This is a genomic window from Bacillus sp. JZ105, assembly GCF_053903125.1.
Map to the genome: position 1 here is coordinate 2655344 of NZ_CP096387.1, position 17837 is coordinate 2673180.

16 protein-coding genes are annotated in these 17837 nt (G+C 41.8%); 4 read left to right on the forward strand and 12 right to left on the reverse strand.

What is annotated here, in order from left to right; translation table 11 throughout:
* Window positions 1–185 precede the first annotated feature (185 nt).
* From accA to dnaE, 4 genes are all read right to left on the reverse strand, one after another.
* On the reverse strand, window positions 186–1163 hold the full coding sequence (accA, locus tag M1D81_RS13635; protein WP_024424795.1) for an acetyl-CoA carboxylase carboxyl transferase subunit alpha: 978 nt from the start codon (window positions 1161–1163) through the stop codon (window positions 186–188).
* Complete coding sequence (accD, locus tag M1D81_RS13640) at window positions 1148–2023, reverse strand: acetyl-CoA carboxylase, carboxyltransferase subunit beta (protein WP_024424796.1); 876 nt, start codon at window positions 2021–2023, stop codon at window positions 1148–1150. The genes accA and accD overlap by 16 nt, the downstream gene beginning before the upstream one ends.
* 303 nt (window positions 2024–2326) lie before the next feature.
* Window positions 2327–3559 (reverse strand): NAD(P)-dependent malic enzyme, encoded by a 1233-nt coding sequence (locus M1D81_RS13645; RefSeq protein WP_025092260.1) that lies wholly within the window; start codon window positions 3557–3559, stop codon window positions 2327–2329.
* Window positions 3560–3699: 140 nt separating this feature from the next.
* Window positions 3700–7035 carry a DNA polymerase III subunit alpha gene (dnaE, locus tag M1D81_RS13650; protein ID WP_456266628.1) on the reverse strand — a complete coding sequence of 1112 codons (3336 nt, stop codon included), beginning with the start codon at window positions 7033–7035 and terminating at the stop codon, window positions 3700–3702.
* Window positions 7036–7172: 137 nt separating this feature from the next.
* Here dnaE and M1D81_RS13655 point away from each other — a divergent pair, with 137 nt between their 5' ends.
* The 3 genes from M1D81_RS13655 (at window position 7173) to M1D81_RS13665 (ending at window position 8308) form a co-directional block, all read left to right on the forward strand.
* The gene (locus tag M1D81_RS13655; RefSeq protein ID WP_456266627.1) at window positions 7173–7514 is read left to right on the forward strand and encodes a YtrH family sporulation protein; all 342 of its coding nucleotides are present in this window, start codon (window positions 7173–7175) and stop codon (window positions 7512–7514) included.
* Complete coding sequence (ytrI, locus tag M1D81_RS13660) at window positions 7511–8014, forward strand: sporulation membrane protein YtrI (RefSeq protein WP_003216226.1); 504 nt, start codon at window positions 7511–7513, stop codon at window positions 8012–8014. The genes M1D81_RS13655 and ytrI overlap by 4 nt, the downstream gene beginning before the upstream one ends.
* A 108-nt stretch (window positions 8015–8122) precedes the next feature.
* Window positions 8123–8308 carry a hypothetical protein gene (locus M1D81_RS13665; protein ID WP_003216400.1) on the forward strand — a complete coding sequence of 62 codons (186 nt, stop codon included), beginning with the start codon at window positions 8123–8125 and terminating at the stop codon, window positions 8306–8308.
* A gap of 51 nt (window positions 8309–8359) precedes the next feature.
* On the opposite strand, the gene M1D81_RS13670 is transcribed toward M1D81_RS13665, so the two are convergent.
* Entirely contained in the window at window positions 8360–9301 is a 942-nt protein-coding gene (locus tag M1D81_RS13670; RefSeq protein ID WP_024424800.1) for a DHH family phosphoesterase, read from the reverse strand.
* Between the two features lie 147 nt (window positions 9302–9448).
* Here M1D81_RS13670 and M1D81_RS13675 point away from each other — a divergent pair, with 147 nt between their 5' ends.
* On the forward strand, window positions 9449–9751 hold the full coding sequence (locus M1D81_RS13675) for a YtpI family protein (protein ID WP_003216665.1): 303 nt from the start codon (window positions 9449–9451) through the stop codon (window positions 9749–9751).
* Window positions 9752–9788: 37 nt separating this feature from the next.
* Here M1D81_RS13675 and M1D81_RS13680 read toward each other — a convergent pair whose 3' ends face one another.
* The 7 genes from M1D81_RS13680 to M1D81_RS13710 all read right to left on the reverse strand — a co-directional run bounded on the left by M1D81_RS13680 (window position 9789) and on the right by M1D81_RS13710 (window position 17749).
* A complete protein-coding gene (locus M1D81_RS13680; protein ID WP_456266626.1) occupies window positions 9789–11111 on the reverse strand; it encodes a DRTGG domain-containing protein in 1323 nt (440 codons plus the stop codon).
* 162 nt (window positions 11112–11273) lie between these two features.
* Window positions 11274–12424 (reverse strand): IS3 family transposase gene (locus M1D81_RS13685; protein ID WP_456266625.1). Its coding sequence is split into 2 segments (ribosomal slippage): window positions 11274–12151 and window positions 12151–12424, totalling 1152 coding nucleotides; the frame shifts between segments, so codons are not numbered across the junction.
* Window positions 12425–12543: 119 nt separating this feature from the next.
* The gene (locus M1D81_RS13690; RefSeq protein WP_456266624.1) at window positions 12544–13227 is read right to left on the reverse strand and encodes a metal-dependent hydrolase; all 684 of its coding nucleotides are present in this window, start codon (window positions 13225–13227) and stop codon (window positions 12544–12546) included.
* A 65-nt stretch (window positions 13228–13292) separates the two neighbouring features.
* A complete protein-coding gene (locus tag M1D81_RS13695; protein ID WP_025092263.1) occupies window positions 13293–14048 on the reverse strand; it encodes an SDR family oxidoreductase in 756 nt (251 codons plus the stop codon).
* Window positions 14049–14143: 95 nt separating this feature from the next.
* Window positions 14144–15049, reverse strand: coding sequence for an aminoglycoside phosphotransferase family protein (locus M1D81_RS13700; RefSeq protein ID WP_456266623.1), 906 nt, complete (start codon window positions 15047–15049; stop codon window positions 14144–14146).
* A 118-nt stretch (window positions 15050–15167) separates the two neighbouring features.
* Window positions 15168–16541, reverse strand: coding sequence for an argininosuccinate lyase (gene argH / locus M1D81_RS13705; protein WP_456266622.1), 1374 nt, complete (start codon window positions 16539–16541; stop codon window positions 15168–15170).
* Window positions 16538–17749, reverse strand: coding sequence for an argininosuccinate synthase (locus M1D81_RS13710; protein ID WP_024424806.1), 1212 nt, complete (start codon window positions 17747–17749; stop codon window positions 16538–16540). Before M1D81_RS13710 ends, argH begins: the two co-directional genes overlap by 4 nt.
* Window positions 17750–17837: the final 88 nt, after the last annotated feature.

Below are 17837 nucleotides of genomic sequence, written 5' to 3' on the forward strand. Positions count from 1 at the left end.
TGAAAGCAACTCTCTCTGAAATCTGTAAAGGCAGGTGCTAAAAGCCTTGTCATATCAAGGTTTTTAGACGTTTCAAATTTTATGAAAACAAAAGAAAATTATTTTCAAATAGCGCTTACATGAAGACGGTTTTCATGAAAAAAGATGAAAAAAATAAACGCCAGCCAAAAAGGCTGTACGTTTATTTAGTTTACCCCAATATATTGATTTTCAATCGAGACTTTCCCGATTGCTTTGTATTTTTCATATCTTTGTTCGACTAGTTCTTCAGGCGTTAGTTTGAGCAAAGATGTAAGTGACTGTTTTAATGTTTTTTCCATGTAAGCTGCTTGTTGTTTCACGTCTCGATGTGCTCCACCTTGCACTTCTTTAATAACATCATCTATAATATCTAATTCTTTTAGGTCTGGAGCGGTAATTTTCATTGATTCTGCAGCTTTTTTCGCAAGTGATGAGTCCTTCCAGAGCAGTGCTGCTGCACCTTCAGGTGAAATCACTGAATACGTTGAGTTTTCTAGCATGAATAGGTGGTTTCCTACGCCTAAGCCTAGTGCACCGCCGCTTCCGCCTTCTCCAATGACAATACAGACAACTGGCACACGAAGTCCTGCCATTTCGAATAGGTTTTTCGCAATTGCTTCACTTTGTCCGCGCTCTTCAGCCGCTTTACCAGGATAAGCTCCTTTTGTATCAATAAAGCAAATGATCGGGCGATTAAATTTATCTGCTTGTTTCATCAAGCGCAGCGCTTTACGGTAGCCTTCTGGATGAGGCATTCCGAAATTACGGCGCAAGTTTTCTTTTGTATCTTTACCGCGCTGATGGCCAATAACCGTAACAGGAAGCCCTTTAAACGTGGCAATTCCTCCAACGATCGCTTCATCATCACCATAAAAACGGTCACCGTGACATTCGAAAAAGTTGTCAAACAGCTCTTGAATGTAATCGAGAGTTGTTGGGCGCATCGCATGCCGAGCAATCTGCACTCTGTCCCACGGCTTTAAATTTGTATAAATGTCTGCTTCAAGCTTGCTCAGACGTGTTTCAAGGCGCTCAATTTCTGCACTTAAATCCATTTCTGAGTTTTGTGTGAACTTTTTCAGTTCATCAATTTTCGCTCGAAGTTCAATGACAGGTTTTTCAAATTCTAGTTCTCCAGCCACTCTCGTTCACCTCCTGTGCTGTGTAGTGCTAAGATTCGGCCTAGGGTTTCTTTCATTTCTGCACGATGAATCACAGCATCAAGCTGTCCATGCTTCATTAAAAATTCAGCCGTCTGGAAGTCCTCTGGCAGGTCTTCACGAATCGTTTGTTCAATGATTCTGCGGCCTGCAAAACCAATTAAAGCACCAGGTTCTGCAAAATTGTAATCACCGAGAGACGCAAAACTAGCTGATACACCGCCAGTTGTTGGGTTCGTCATCACAGAGATAATCAAACCTTGATCCTCGCTGAACAGTTTTAATGCTGAACTTGTTTTTGCCATCTGCATGAGACTGAGAATTCCCTCTTGCATTCTCGCTCCGCCAGAAGCAGTAAAGATAATAAATGGCACCTTGTCCGCTTTTGCTTTCTCGATCGCCAGCGTGATCTTTTCACCAACAACGGATCCCATGCTGCCCATACGGAACGTGGCATCCATGACAGCAATCACAGCACTTTGGCCTTCAATTTCACCTTTACCTGTGACAATGGCTTCATTCAAAGATGTCTTTTCTCTGTCTTTCTCAAGCTTTTCTTCGTAGCCTGGGAAACCGAGCGGGTTTGATGAAATAAGGTGCCCGTTAAATTCTTCAAATGTGCCTTCATCTACAAGGCTTTCAATACGCTGTTTTGCATTCATTTGCAAATGTCTGCCGCAATTCATACAAACACGTAAATTTTTATCTAGTTCTTTGGTGAGCATTATTTTTTTACATTGCGGACATTTGGTCATGATGCCTTCAGGCACATCTTGACTTGCCTGTTCAGAGGGTACAGATGCATATTTTTTCTTTTTACTGAAAATATTCTTGATTGACAAATGACTACCTCCCTTTTTGAAGGGTTTTTTCTTTACACGCACATCCACTATTATAGGACATGTCATAACTGTACCGAAACTATTGTACTTTTTTTGTCAAACGCTGTCATCCTTCATTAAATTTTTTCAGTGGGGAATTGATGAGAAATGAGTATGTGTTTGGGGCGCTGAGCAGTTGATATGTTTGAATTGTGAACGTCTACAAAAAAATCTCATTCCGGATGAAAAAATTTTCGCATAAGAGAGGAAATGGTGCACGTTTTTCTCCAGTTTCAGAAAGAACGTGCACACTTTTCCAGTTGATTATTCGCCGATAATCGTTAATTTTCTTGTTTTTTCAGCGACAGCTTCTGGGTCGACCTTGATTCTTGCAACGCCAGTTTCCATTGCTGCTTTTGCCACCGCTTTTGCTACCGCTGGTGCTACGCGTGCATCAAATGGTGCAGGGATGACATATTCAGCTGACAATTCTTCATCTGAAACAAGAGACGCAATTGCTTCAACAGCTGCGATTTTCATTTCTTCGTTAATGTGAGTTGCACGTACATCTAATGCTCCGCGGAAAATTCCTGGGAATGCCAGTACGTTGTTCACTTGGTTCGGGAAGTCAGAACGGCCAGTTCCTACAACACTTGCTCCTGCTGCATGTGCATCTTCTGGCATGATCTCTGGATTTGGATTAGCCATAGCAAAGATGACAGGATCTTTTGCCATTTTCCCAACCATTTCTTTTGTTAAAGCGCCTGCTACAGAAACCCCGATAAAGACGTCTGCGCCTTCAATGACCTCTTCTAATGAACCTTCTTTGCGGTCTTGGTTCGTGAATTTAGCTACTTCGTTTTTCACTGCATTCATACCGTTCGGGCGGCCTTCGTAAATAGCACCTTTCGTATCACACATAATGATATCACGTACACCGAAATGATAAAGAAGCTTGATAATCGCAATTCCTGCTGCTCCGGCGCCGTTTGCCACTACTTTGATTGAAGACATGGATTTTCCAGATAGCTTCAGTGCATTCACAAGTCCTGCTACTGTCACAATGGCTGTTCCGTGCTGATCATCGTGGAAAACTGGAATGTTTGTCTCTTTTTTCAAGCGCTCTTCGATGATAAAGCAGTTAGGCGCTGCAATATCTTCAAGGTTCACACCGCCAAAAGTCGGCTCAAGAAGCTTCACTGTTTCAACGATTTTGTCTACATCGTTCGTTGCAAGCGCGATTGGGAAGGCATCTACGCCTGCAAAGCTTTTGAATAATACAGCTTTCCCTTCCATTACTGGAAGAGATGCTTCTGCACCAATATTTCCAAGTCCTAAAACAGCGCTTCCGTCTGTGACAACAGCGACCATATTGCCTTTCATTGTATAATCATACACTTTGCTTGTGTCGTCATAAATATCTTTACATGGTTCTGCAACACCAGGTGAATAAGCCAAGCTCAAGTCTTTCGCATTTTTCACTTGTACTTTTGATTTTGATTCGAGTTTGCCTTGATTCTCTTTGTGCATATGTAATGCTTCTTCTCTTAATGACATGTGATGAACACTCCTTCAAGTGGAAAATGATTTAATGATTTGCTAAGTTATAAGCACATACTGGCAGTTTTAAATAAACAGAATCTTTAAAATGATAACACAATAGGTGAATTTGTAAAACATATTCAGGCGATTTGTCATCATTTAATCACAACGTTTTGTTCACCGAGCAGCTCTTTTAACTGGAAAATTACAGCATGATCTGCATGAACTTTGTATGCATCTGGAAGTCTCATCGTCTTTTTTTGCTTCTCATAATACAAATAGACATCTGCTTTTCCGCTGTGCATCGAAAGGACTCGTTTTACTTGCTCTAGCAGCTCCTGCGTATGATTCTCTTCTTTCACACGAATGTAGACAGACTCTTTTCTTTTTGCGTCCATCTCTTCCAGCAAAGCAGCTTCTTGCACGATGATTTGACTGCTGTCATTTCTGACCTCTACTCTGCCTTCAACATAAAGCATGTTGCCCTCCTCAAGTAAGGGGGACAGCTTTCTAAATTGCTCTGGAAAGACGACGCCTTCCATTTCTCCCGTTTCATCCCCAAATGTAACAAATGCCATCGATTGTCCATTTTTTGTGCGAATCGATTTCACTTTTGTCAAAAGACCACCCATTGAGATTTTACGCTTAATATAAGAAGAAAGTCTGATGATTTCCACTGCACCATTCTCTCTTAAGCGGTCTCGGTACGCTTGTACTGGATGATTTGATAAATATAACCCGAGTGCCTCTTTTTCAAATTGCAGGAGATCAACAAGCGGCATTTCTTCTATCTCCGCATATTTTGGCTTAATGGAGAAGGTTGTATCCCCAAGAAAGTCCAGCTGATCCTCTGGATTTAAAAATGACACGTGATCTAACGCAATATCTATCGATGCTAATAACGAAGCACGATTGGGATAAAACTCATCCATCGCCCCTGAAAAAATGAGCGCTTCAATTGTTTTTCGATTGACACTCTTTGGTGATACTCTTGCGCAAAAATCAAATAAATCTTCAAACGGCTTTTCCTGTCTTGCTCTGTATATATCCTTTACAGCTGACACTCCGACATTTTTGATCGCTCTTAAGCTGTAGCGGATCTCCCCTTTTTCAACCGTAAATGGAAACTCACTCTTATTAATAGAAGGCTTCAACACAGATATCCCTTTTTCCTTCGCCTCATAGAAATATTGAGCAACTTTGTCTTCATTTCCAATTACACTCGTTAAAAGACCGCACATAAAATATAACGGATAATGCGCTTTTAAATAAGCAAGCTGAAAGCCAATCATGCTATATGCAACAGCATGGCTTCTATTAAAACCATAGTTTGCAAATTTGACGATTAAGTCATAAACGTCATTTGCAATGTTAACAGGATACTCCTTTTTTAGGCATCCTTCAACAAAATGGCTTCGCTCTTCATCCAGGACCTTTTTATCCTTCTTTGAAACAGCTCTTCTTAATAGATCTGCCTCGCCCAGCTGAAAACCAGCCATCTTTGCTGCAATCAGCATGATTTGCTCCTGATAGACAATGACCCCATATGTATCCTTTAATATGTCATACAAATCAGGATGAGGATAGGAGACCTTGACTCTGCCATGCTTTCGGTCGATAAAAAGCGGGATATTTTCCATTGGACCTGGACGATAGAGAGCATTGACCGCCACGATGTCTTCTAAACTAGACGGCTTTAGGCGCCTTAGCACCTGACGCATCCCCTGTGATTCAAGCTGGAATATTCCAGTTGTATCGCCCGCAGATAACAATTCAAACGTTTTCTGATCCTCATATGATATGTCACTAAAGTTAATGTGGACGTTTTCCTGTCTTTCAATCTGGTTTTTAATGGATTCAATTAATGTTAAGTTTCTGAGCCCTAAGAAATCCATCTTTAAAAGTCCGAGATCTTCTAAATAATTCATGGCATACTGCGTTAAATACACACCTTCATGGCCGTCTTGAATTGGAACGACCTCTGTCAGCGGCTCCTCGCTCAGCACAACCCCAGCTGCATGTGTCGAGGTGTGTCTCGGTAAGCCTTCTACTTTTAAAGCAGTTTGGAAGACCTTTCGAAGCTCTTCAGATTGCTGAAGCATCGCTTTTAATTCAGAAGATGCAGTCACCGCTTCTTTCAGCGTCGTTCCTGGCTTTGATGGAATCAGCTTGGCAAGACGGTCCGCTGCCTTTGAATCAATTCCCATCACACGACCAACATCCCTTAAAGCAGCTTTTGCTGCAAGTGTCCCAAACGTGACAATTTGCGCTACATGCATATCTCCGTATTTGTCTTTTACATAAGAAATGATTTCATCTCTTCTCGTGTCGGGGAAATCAATATCAATATCTGGCATGCTGATCCGCTCTGGATTTAAGAAGCGCTCAAATAAAAGACCGTGACGGAGCGGATCGACATCTGTAATAAACAGAACATATGCAACAAGTGAACCCGCTGCTGATCCCCGTCCAGGGCCTGTGACAATCCCTTTGTCATGCGCATACTTCATAAAATCCCACACAATGAGAAAATAATCACTGAAATTCATTTTTTGGATAATGCTCAGCTCATATTCAAGCCTTTTGACATACATGTCATTTGAAGCAAGCTTTCTTTGCTTCATCCCTTCTGCGCACACTCTGCGTAAAAACTGATCTGCTGTTGATTGATCAGGAGTCGGATAGGAAGGGAGTTTTGTCTGCCCAAGATTTAAATCAACTTCACAGCGGTTTGCAATCTCCACCGTTCTTGTCAGCAGCTCTCGATCATCTCTATACCATTCCAACATTTCTTCAAAGGATCTGAAATGCTTTTCTCCTCGGTCTTCCTCTATCTCTGAAAGCTGCTTACCTGCTTTAATCGCTTTTAAGCACGTATAAGCCATTTTGTCTTCTCGATTGATATAGTGAACATCACCCGTCGCAACAAGAGGAATGTCTGCACTATGTGAGACGTCCCGCAGTTTGCCGGCGAGCGATTCGTCCTGCTGAAATGGCTGAAGTGCGATATACACATGTCCCTCGCCGAATATATGCTTCAATTGTTTAGCGGCTTCACGCGCTTCTTCTAACTGATCATGCTGCAAAAGCGTTTCAATATACCCAGATGCGCCTGGTGTGATGGCAATGAGCCCGCGGTGATAGCTTTTAAGCCATTTTTCTTTCAGTCCGGCTTTTGATTTTGATTTCAGCACACTGCTGATTTTGATTAGGTTTTGATAGCCTTCATTGTTTTTTGCAAGGAGTACCAAGGGATAAGCCTCTGTCTCTTGTTCATCTATGAAGACAGAAGCTGTTAAACCGATAACAGGCTTGATGCCATGTTTTTTACATTCCTTATAAAATTCAACCGTGCCATACATCACATGGTCATCGGTAAGAGCGAGCGCCTTGCAGCCAAGTTCTTTTGCTTTCAGCACAAGCTCCTTTACTTTAGCTGCACTGCTTAACAAGCTGTATCCACTGTGGACCTGAAGATGAACATAAGACATGCTTAATCCACTCCTTTCGTCTAAAGTCATTCTTTCATTATAAAACGCGATGCGATGAGAAACAAATGTTCTTTCTTTTCTGTCCGTTCATACTTGTCCAGCACACGCCATATATTGAATAGAGTGAGGTGGACAAAATGGATGTGAAGGAAGCTTTTATTCCGAATTTTATCAGTTGTTATTTTATCGCCCTTGGGGTCATTTTGGGTGGTGCTATCATAGGCGGTGTTGGTGCGTATTTATCTGGTCAGCCGCCTTTATCCGTTATTACTAGTCTTGCCAACCGTTTAAAGATTTGGGCGCTTGTCGCCGCTATCGGCGGAACATTTGATGCTGTTTATAGCTTTGAACGAGGCATTTTTGAAGGAAACACACGTGATATTTTCAAGCAGATTTTATTAATCATCTCTGCCATGGGCGGTGCACAAACGGGGTATCTCATTATTACGTGGCTCACCCAGGAGCATGTGTCATCATGAGGGTGCCGGAGCTGTATAAACGCCCAGGCTGGCAGCGTTTTTTTGCAGGAATGATGTTTGGTGCGATTGTAAGCTGGCTTATTTTTCTCTTTACATACGGAACCTTTCAGGAAAAGCAAGTGACACTGCTGAGAAGCCAGCAGCATCATATGGACAGTCTGAAAGAACAAATCACACTCTATCGGGAAGATTTGCATAAGTTAAATGAGGATAATAAGAAGCGGCTGCTGATCCAAAGCGTAGATGTTCATCTCGTGAATCGTGAGCAATATAAAATCCCAGAGCCAGATACGCTAAAGTTTGAAGATCAGGTCAAGGAGGATATCTCAGAAGTCATTACAAAAGATATTGAAAGTGTCTATAAAACAAAGGAATTACTAAAACGGACAGTGGAAAATAAAGAATATACCATTCGGGAAAAGGCATATCGCGCGAAAGTGACAGAGCTGACAATTTATACGAAGCTTTCACTTGAAGTACGTATTTCATTTGCTGAATAAAGAGGTTGTGGAATTTTTATGAATTTCTGCCCTCAATGATTTCTTTTCACGCTTCATTTTTATACACTAAAAGTAGAACGAGATCTTAAATAGAAAGAGGTGAGGACAATGGAGGTTTACAGCTATCGTCAAATGGCACGAGACAAAGCAAGCCGGATCAAAGACGGCATGTGTGCTTATGCTGAGACAGAAATGATGGCTCATTTAATTAAAAAAGAATTAAAGCATCAAAATCTCCAAGCCTATGAAGATTCAACAGACATCGGCTGCTGGTTTATTCCTGTATGCAAATAACCCTTTTCTCCATGACAAAAAAGAGAGAAGGGACTTCATATCCCTCCTCTCTTATGATGATGATTTACATACTTCCTCTAAATCACGCAAAATCTCATCTGCTACGGCCCAATCATAAATGGACGCACCGGCTGCAAGCGGGTGGCCGCCGCCATGATATTTTTTCGCAATGGTGTTAATGACGACGCCTTTAGAGCGGAATCTCACACGAATCTGATCGTTTTCTTCCACAAAAAAGACCCATGCCTTAATACCTGCAATATTTCCCAGTGTCCCAACAAGCTGTGAGGCTTGCTGCGCTGTTGTTTGGAACGATTCCAAAATTTCACGCTTAATGAAAACAGATGCAACCCCGTTCTCTGACAAAGAAATATGTTGAAAAATATAGCCATTTAATTTCACGACATTCAAATCTGTCTCATACAATTGATTGAAAAGATCTGAAGATGAAAATGGATATTCGATGAGTTCCCCTGCATATTTGAGTGTCTTTTTCGTTGTGTTTGGGAAAAGGAAGCGGCCTGTGTCTCCTACAATGCCGGCATAGATCAATTCAGCTGCCTTTGTATTCAGCTGATATCCTTCTTCTTTCCCCTCTAAGTATAATTCATAAATCATCTCGCTCACAGAGCTTGCCTCTGTATCCACCCAAAGCAAATCACCATAAGGATCTTCATTCGGGTGATGGTCGATTTTCATCAGCTTATCGCCCATTAAATAGCGCTGATCATCGATTCTTGCTTGATTGGCTGTATCACAGACAATGACAAGGGCCCCTTTATATACGTCGTCTGGCACCTCATCGAGTTCATATAAAAATGAAAGGGATGGCTCAGGCGTTCCTGTCGCATAAATATTTTTTTCTGGATAGGTGGCACGCAAGATTTCCGTAAGGCCGCACTGCGATCCATACGCATCAGGATCTGGTCTTACATGTCTATGGATGATGATGGTGTCATATAATGATATGGTTCTAATCAGTTCTTTTTTCATAAAAACTCCTTCTCATGCGATACTCTTTTTATTATTAAATCATAATCTATCGTGACGGAAAAGTGAGGAATAGACAATTTATTCTAGTAAGCAAGCCTATTTACGTTTAAAATAGGGTTGTAACCACTTACAATGGAGGCTTGGCACATGCTTGTTTTGATTGTGTTTATTATTTGTTCTGCCATGTTTTATTTATACTACAAAGCTAAAAATGTCCGGACGAACCGGCCAGTCGAAAAAAAATTCTGGTCGGCGAAATCCAGTATGGCCCTTGGCTGCTTTGTCCTGCTCTTCGGTGTGAATCAATTATTTTTAAACCGCTCGTCACTCGCATTTGTCATCGGATTTATTTTTGTTGCTGTTGGTATCGGCAGTACGTGGGCTGGGTATAAAGCCTACAAGCATTATCTTCCGCTCTTTTTAAAGGAAGGCGAAAAAGATCACGCGTAATAAGGAAAGGGGCGACATGAGTTCGCCCTTTTTATCATTATCCTCTTTCCATCAGCTGCACCATCAGCATCGCTTTGCCTACGATATTCGATTGGTGATAAACCTCCACTTCCAGCTTTCCAAACTTGCGTCCTACTTCTAAAATATTCGGCTTAATCTGGATGGTGGATTCCATTTGGACCGGTTTTAAGAAATAGACAGAGAGACTCTCGACGATCAGTTCGCCCTTTTTATGAGATTTTAAGAAGCGGTTGGCAGATTCGATTAAAATTTGTGTGAACACCCCATATGAAATGTTTCCAAGCTGGTTCGTCATTTGCGGGGTAACCTCGTATTGATAAACCGCATCCGCTTTTGGTTTCTCTGTATCGGCTTCTTTAAATCCTCTTGAGACAACATCATCCAGCTTTTCTCCGACCTGCGGCTGCTTTTGAATCATTTGGAGCGCCTTGAGCACATCCTGACGGCTGATCATACCGATCAGCTTCGCATGATCATCCACAACTGGCAGCACCTCAATGCCTTCCCACACCATCATTTGTGCAGCTGAGGCGACAGATGTCTTGCCAATGACCGTCAGCGGATTTTTCGTCATCACTTTTTCAATCGGTGTGGAGCGGTCATGCCCCGCAATATCCTTTGAGGTGAGGATTCCGTGAATCTTCATTTGATCATCTGCGACCGGGAAACGGCCGTGGCCAGTTTCATAATTCTTTTCATACCATTTTTCAAGCTTATCCTCTGGTGATAAATACACGGTGCGTTCAATCGGCGTTAAAATATCTTCTACAAGCACAATTTCTTTTTTAATTAATTGATCATAAATGGCTCTGTTAATGAGAGCCGCTACGGTAAATGTATCGTAGCTTGTCGATAAAATTGGCAGCTCCAGCTCATCTGCGAGCTGAATGATTTCATCATCTGTTGAGAATCCGCCTGTGACAAGCACAGCCGCCCCTGCCTCTAATGCCTGCCTGTGGGCATTGACACGGTTTCCGACGATGAGCAGGTTGCCAGCAGCCGTATAGCGCATCATTGCGTCCAGCTCCATCGCTCCGATAACAAATTTATTTAACGTTTTATGTAAGCCGGCGCGTCCTCCAAGGACCTGACCATCAATGACGTTGACCACTTCTGCATATGTGAGTTTTTCAATATTTTCTTTTTTCTTTTGTTCAATTCGAATGGTGCCGACTCGTTCAATGGTACTGACGAATCCTTTATTTTCAGCATCTTTGATGGCCCGGTAAGCGGTGCCTTCACTCACTTTCATTTCTTTCGCTATGCGCCGGACAGAAATTTTCTCTCCGACATCTAATGAATCAATATACGATAAAATTTGCTCATGCTTTGTCGCCAATCCCGTTCACCCTTTTTGTTTTCAGCGTTTTCATCTATGTTTCATTATAAGGGCAGGATGCTTTTAATAGCAATTTGTCTTTTCTTTCAGCAGATGAAGGCAAACAAAAAAGCCGGCATTTGGGGACTGACCCCCGTTTTTGAGACAGGGATCAAAACACCTTTATACAGCCAATTGCCGATAGTTTATCGGTGATTGGTTGTTTAGTTTCGTTTGAATACGAATGTTGTTATAATAATAAATGTATTCTTTGACAGTGCGTTCTACGATGTTGGTCGTAGTTCGATCAATGCTGTTAAGATAGAACGTTTCAGACTTTAGTGAGGAATGAAACGATTCGATGGAGGCATTATCAGCGGGTGTCCCTTTACGGGACATGCTCATGGTAATGCCTTTTATATGAACAGCTTTCTGATACTCGTAAGATGTATACACAGAACCTTGGTCGCTATGTAACACGCAGTTCTCAGGCAGTGCTGGGAGCTGATCAAGTGTGTTTAAGATAAAGTCTGTGTCCTGCTTATCACCAATCGTAAAAGCAATCACTTCTCCATTATATAAATCCAATATACTGGAAAGGTACAATTGTTTCTGTCCATAAGGCAAATACGTGATGTCCGTTACTAGTTTTTCAAGAGGGCGATCAGACTGAAAGTTCCGATCGAGTATATTACCAGCCACGGCATAGGGCTGCCCATTCTTCTTACGCTTTTTCATTTTAACCCGGCATTGCCACTGGTTTTTCTGCATGATACGTTGAACAGTTTTATGGTTAATACGCATTCCCACTTTTAGTATGGCTGTAATTTTTCGGTATCCATATCGATACTTGTGCTCTCGGCACAACGTGCCGATTTGTTTCTCTAGTTGTCTTTTAGAATGATTCTGAGTCAGATTCTTTTTCCATCTATAGAACGAAGCGCGTGAGATGCCTAAATGGACACAGATGTCCTGTACTGTCATCTTTTTGCGCAATTCTTCTACCAGTTTGATTGACGTTTCCTTATCAACTTCCTTTCCAATTCGTTGTACTTTTTTAAAACTTCATTCTGTTGACTCAGATAGCGATTTTCTGCCCGCAGTCTCTCTAATTCGGAAGAGTACTCGGGACCCTTTCCATGGGTATATTGTTTTCCAACAGGCTGTTCGAACCGGTGTGTATCCCCAGCATGATGCCACCTCACCCATGTTTGAACCTGCGTTTTATTTTTGATATTCAATTCTTGCATGATCTCTTTCATAGGTACGCCTGCCAATCTCATGTCTACAGCCTTCTGTTTGACTTCAACCGGATAACTCACTCTTGTCCCCATAGAAAAACACCTCCATGTTTTATATCGGATCACAACGATCCGTTTTCAAACTTGAAGGTGTTTTTTATTTGTCTCATCTTATGGGGTCAGTCCCTTGTGTGCCAGCTTTTTAATATGGATTAAATTTCGATTGATACCCCGCTTTTTAACACATGACCGACGCCGCCATGCAGGCTGTCTGCAAATGCATGAGGATCCTGTTCAATTGGCGGGAATGTGCTGTAGTGAATCGGAACGACCTGTTTTGCCCGCAGCCATTCTGCTGCGATTCTTGCATCTTCCGGTCCCATCGTGAAGTTATCACCGATTGGAAGAAAGGCAAGGTCAATATGATTCAGTTCACCGATCAGCTTCATATCTGAAAAGAGCGCGGTGTCTCCAGCATGATAAATCGTTTTGCCCTCTGCTGTGAATAAAATACCTGATGGCATGCCTGTATACGTAATTGTTTTCGTTTCTTCATCAATGACAGCTGAACCATGAAACGCTTGCGTGAGCTTCACTTTACCAAATTCAAACTCACGTCCGCCGCCGATATGAAGCGGGTGCGTTTTCACCCCTTGCCAGCTTAAATAAACGGCAAGCTCATTTGGTGCAACGACGAGAGCGTCATTATTTTTAGCAATTTCAATGGTGTCACCAAGGTGATCTCCATGTCCATGTGTCAGTAAAATGACATCCGCTTTCACATCTTGCGGTTTGATCTCTGTATGCTTATTCCCATTTAAAAATGGATCAATCCAAATATGATATCCGTTTGTTTCAATGTGTACAACTGAATGTCCATGATATGTAGCTTTCATGTAGTATATCCACCTTTCAATTTTGATCTCATATCATTTATTCCCTCTATAAAAAGCTGAAAAACTTAATGCCTGTGAATGACGTTAAGACCACCTGTTGCTTCAATGACGGTGCCTGTAATGAGGTCTGAACGGTCATCGCATAGAAATGAAATGATGCGTCCTATATCCTCACCAGTGCCAGACCTGCCTATCGGCGTTTCATCGTCTTTGATTTGACGGGCTTTCTCTATTGTCGATTCTTTCATGTCTCCAACGATTTTGCCTGGACAAACCATATTAGCAGTGATGCCATTTTCGGCTTCTTCAATCGCAATGGTTTTCGTCAATGACGCAAGGCCCACTTTTGCCGCTCCAAAGGCTGATCTGTGCATCCAGCCTGGCGCATGGTCTGCACCTTGGAAGCCATAAGTGATAATGCGGCCAAAGCCTTGTTTTCTCATCGTTGGGATGACCATTCGGAACAAATGGAATACTGCTGATAGGTTGCCTTCTATCATTTGATACCATTCATCTTCAGAGTAATCCGCCAGTTTTTTTCGTTCAAAAATATAAGGACCGGCATTGTTAATCAAGGCATCAATCCGTCCAAATCGCTCTGCTGCCAGCTCTACCATGTTTTTTAAATCTTCTTTTTTTGTCACATCACCTTGGACAAATTGAAGCTTATCTTCGTACTGGTATAATTCTTCTTTCATCTGCCGGACAGCTTCATCATCACTTCGATAATTCACTGTCACAGAATACCCCATATTCAGTAAAGACTCGGTGACTTTCCGGCCAAGTCCTTTAGAACCCGCTGTTATTAATGCGTGTCGCACACAATCTCCTCCTAAAGCAAAGGTTGCAAGTTCACGTGTTTCTTTTGTTATCTTTACTTTACTATAAACCGGCATCTGGCGCACTTATGAACCCTTTATCGATATGAGTTAAACAGTATAGGGTGATTCATCCACTTTTTCAGATCCCATGAGCCATGGATATCGAGCAGCAGAGAAACAAAACGATAGCACTCTCTCACCTCATGAAGATCACGAGGAAGCGGGCAAATCTCTTCATAGCCCAATTGAACATTGCGGGCGGCTTCTTTCGTCAAAAGGTATTCCAATGCAATAAAATCAAACGCAGCTGGTCCATATACGACATATTCTGTATCAACTAAACTCGTCACTTGATCATCTTTTTCAATATATTGAGATGGATCTAAATCAATTAAAATGAGACTGGCTGAATCAGGAGGCTTCAGCTTTTCAATCTTTTGCTGCACCATTTCTGCATAACAGTGAAATTCAGGCTGATCCGCGTAATAGCGGCCTATGAGTTTGGATACAGTCTTTTTTAACACAGCATGGAATTCTCGCAAATGCTTCTTTTCAGCTCCGTATACTGCACCAAAAAAGTCAGTACGATATGAATGAAGATGCGCTAGTTTCCTCCCATAATCCTTATAAAAGGCTGATGAACGTCCCTCAAAAGATGTGAAAGGTGTTCCTTCTGCTTTTTCCATTACATAAAAATATCTTCCTGCCTTCTTCACTTTACGAATAACTTTTGGAATATGAAAGGAATTCGTATGAGACAGCTTTTGATTGATTTGATCGATATGCTCTTGTACAGTACGGTCATCTACTCCATAGATCATCTTGATCCCAGACACAAATTCACTTTCTTCTCTTGCAGTTTTAGGAGATTTGACTATATATTCCGTTTTATCTTGCAAGGAGATCAGCCACACATCATTAGCCCGTCCGTCATATTGTTCTCCTAACGTTTTCACTGATACGATTGGTTGATGAAACAAAGCCTCAAGCGTTTTCTTCATGATCTGCTGTCACTCCCTCTTCTGTTTGACGCCGGTATGCTTTCATTTCTCCAATGATCATCAATCTCCTTTTTCCATGACAAAAAAACCATCCGTATAAACGAATGGTTTTAATAAGTTACGCCAGGCAGGCTTTTGCTTTTTCTAAAGCGAGCAGGATTTGTTTGAATCCAGTTCCGCCTGCACTTGTTCTTTTTTCAACCGCAACATATGGATCAAGAACAGTGTAAATGTCTTGTTCAAAAAGCTCGCTTGCTTCTGTGAATGTTTCAAAAGAAAGATCACTTAGATAGATACCTTTTTGAATACATGTATACACAAGCTTGCCAACGATTTCGTGTGCTTCACGGAATGGCATGCCTTTTTTCGCAAGGTAGTCAGCCACTTCTGTCGCATTTGAGAAATCTTCTTTTGTTGCCTTTTTCATGACATCTTCGTTCACTGTCATCGTTTGAATCATGCCTGTGAAGATTTGCAGGCTGCCAGCGATGGTTTTCACTGTATCAAACATGCCTTCTTTATCTTCTTGCAGATCTTTGTTATACGTAAGCGGCAAGCCTTTCATAATCGTGAGAAGCCCCATCAGGTTGCCATACACACGGCCTGTTTTCCCGCGGATTAATTCAGCCATATCCGGGTTTTTCTTCTGCGGCATCATGCTGCTGCCTGTTGCATACGTGTCATCGAGTTCAATGAATTTGAATTCTTGCGAGCACCATAAAATGATTTCCTCACAAAAACGTGAGAGGTGCATCATCACAAGACTGCTATTAGATAAAAACTCTAAAATGAAGTCCCGGTCACTCACACCATCGAGGCTGTTTTCGTAAATGTGGTCAAAGCCAAGCTGCTCTGCTGTATATTCACGATCAATCGGGAATGTCGTTCCTGCTAACGCTCCGCATCCAAGCGGAGATACGTTAATTCGCTTTAATGAATCTTGGAAACGCGCTTTGTCACGCTCAAGCATCCAGAAATAGGCGAGCATATGATGGGCAAACGAAATAGGCTGAGCACGCTGCAGGTGCGTATATCCTGGAAAAATCGTTTCAATGTGCTGTTCTGCCTTTTCTACAAGCACCGTTTGAAAGGAAGAGATCAGTTCAATGATATGCTCGACTTGGTTATTCAAATACAAGTGCATATCGGTTGCAACTTGATCATTCCGGCTTCTCGCTGTGTGCAATTTGCCGCCAAGCGGACCAATCTCATCAATGAGCATTTTCTCAAGGTTTAAATGAATGTCCTCATAATCGACTGAGAATTCCAGTTCATCCGCCTCTGCCTTTTTCATGAGCGTATTTAGTCCGTCTTTGATGGCAGCGGCCTCCTCATCACCGAGGATACCGCATTTATTCAGCATACTTGCATGAGCAAGGGAGCCGGTCAGATCTTCTTTGACTAATTGTTTGTCGAAATGAATGGACGCGCCAAACTCATCGACCCATTTTTCTGGTGTTTTTTGAAATCGGCCTCCCCAAAGCTTTTTCATGCTTTAACCTGCTCCTTTTTATTCACGATGCTGTTTACTTTTGTCGGTAAGCCCCAAAGATTAATAAATCCTACAGCTGCATCATGATCGAATTCATCTGCTTTTGTATAAGTGGCTAGATTTTCATCATAAAGTGAATATGGTGATTTACGTCCTTCTACAATGGCATGACCTTTAAATAGTTTCACACGTACAACACCTGTTACGTTCTGCTGTGTTTCTTGTAAGAATGCATCTAGTGCTTCTTTAAGCGGTGAGAACCATAAGCCGTTGTATATTAATTCAGCCATTTTTTGTTCTACGATTGGTTTAAAGTGTGCGACTTCTTTGACAAGCGTTAAGTCTTCAAGCTCTTTATGCGCTTTTAGAAGTGTGACAGCACCTGGGCATTCGTACACTTCACGAGATTTGATGCCGACAAGACGGTTTTCAACGTGATCGATTCTGCCAACACCATGCTGTCCAGCGACTTCATTTAAATGAAGGATGAGATCAGATAATGAATACTGGATACCGTCAATGGCTGTCGGTTTTCCTTTTTCAAACGTGATTTCAATGATTTCAGGTGTGTCAGGCGTTTTTTCAAGTGGATTTGTCAGATCGTATGCACCTTCTGGCGGCGCAGCCCAAGGATCTTCTAAAATGCCACATTCGTTACTTCTGCCCCAAAGGTTTTGGTCGATTGAATATGGGCTGTCTAAGTTAATCGGAATTGGAATACCGTGTTTTTGTGCATAATCGATTTCTTCATCACGAGACCATTTCCATTCACGCACTGGTGCAAGAACTTCTAGGTCTGGATTCAATGCTTTAATGGATACTTCAAAACGAACTTGGTCGTTCCCTTTTCCAGTACATCCATGAGCAACTGCTACTGCATTTTCTTTTTCTGCCACTTCCACTAATTTTTTTGCAATAAGCGGGCGGGATAGTGCAGATACTAGTGGATATTTTCCTTCATACATTGTGTGTGCTTGTAATGCAGTGAGTGCAAACTCTTCAGCAAATTCTTCTTTTGCGTCAATCATGTATGATTGAACAGCTCCGACTTGAAGTGCTTTTTGTTGAACGAATGCTAAATCTTTTCCTTCACCTACGTCCAAGCAGCAAGCAACAACTTCGTATCCTTGCTCTTGTAACCATTTAACTGCAACAGAGGTATCAAGACCTCCGGAATATGCTAATACGACTTTTTTATTTTGTGACATGATTGAAAAGCTCCTCTCGCTTGTTTTGATTCTGTGAATGTCTTTTGCATAAAAATAAGTTTTAATTTATAAACATGCATTTAGTATG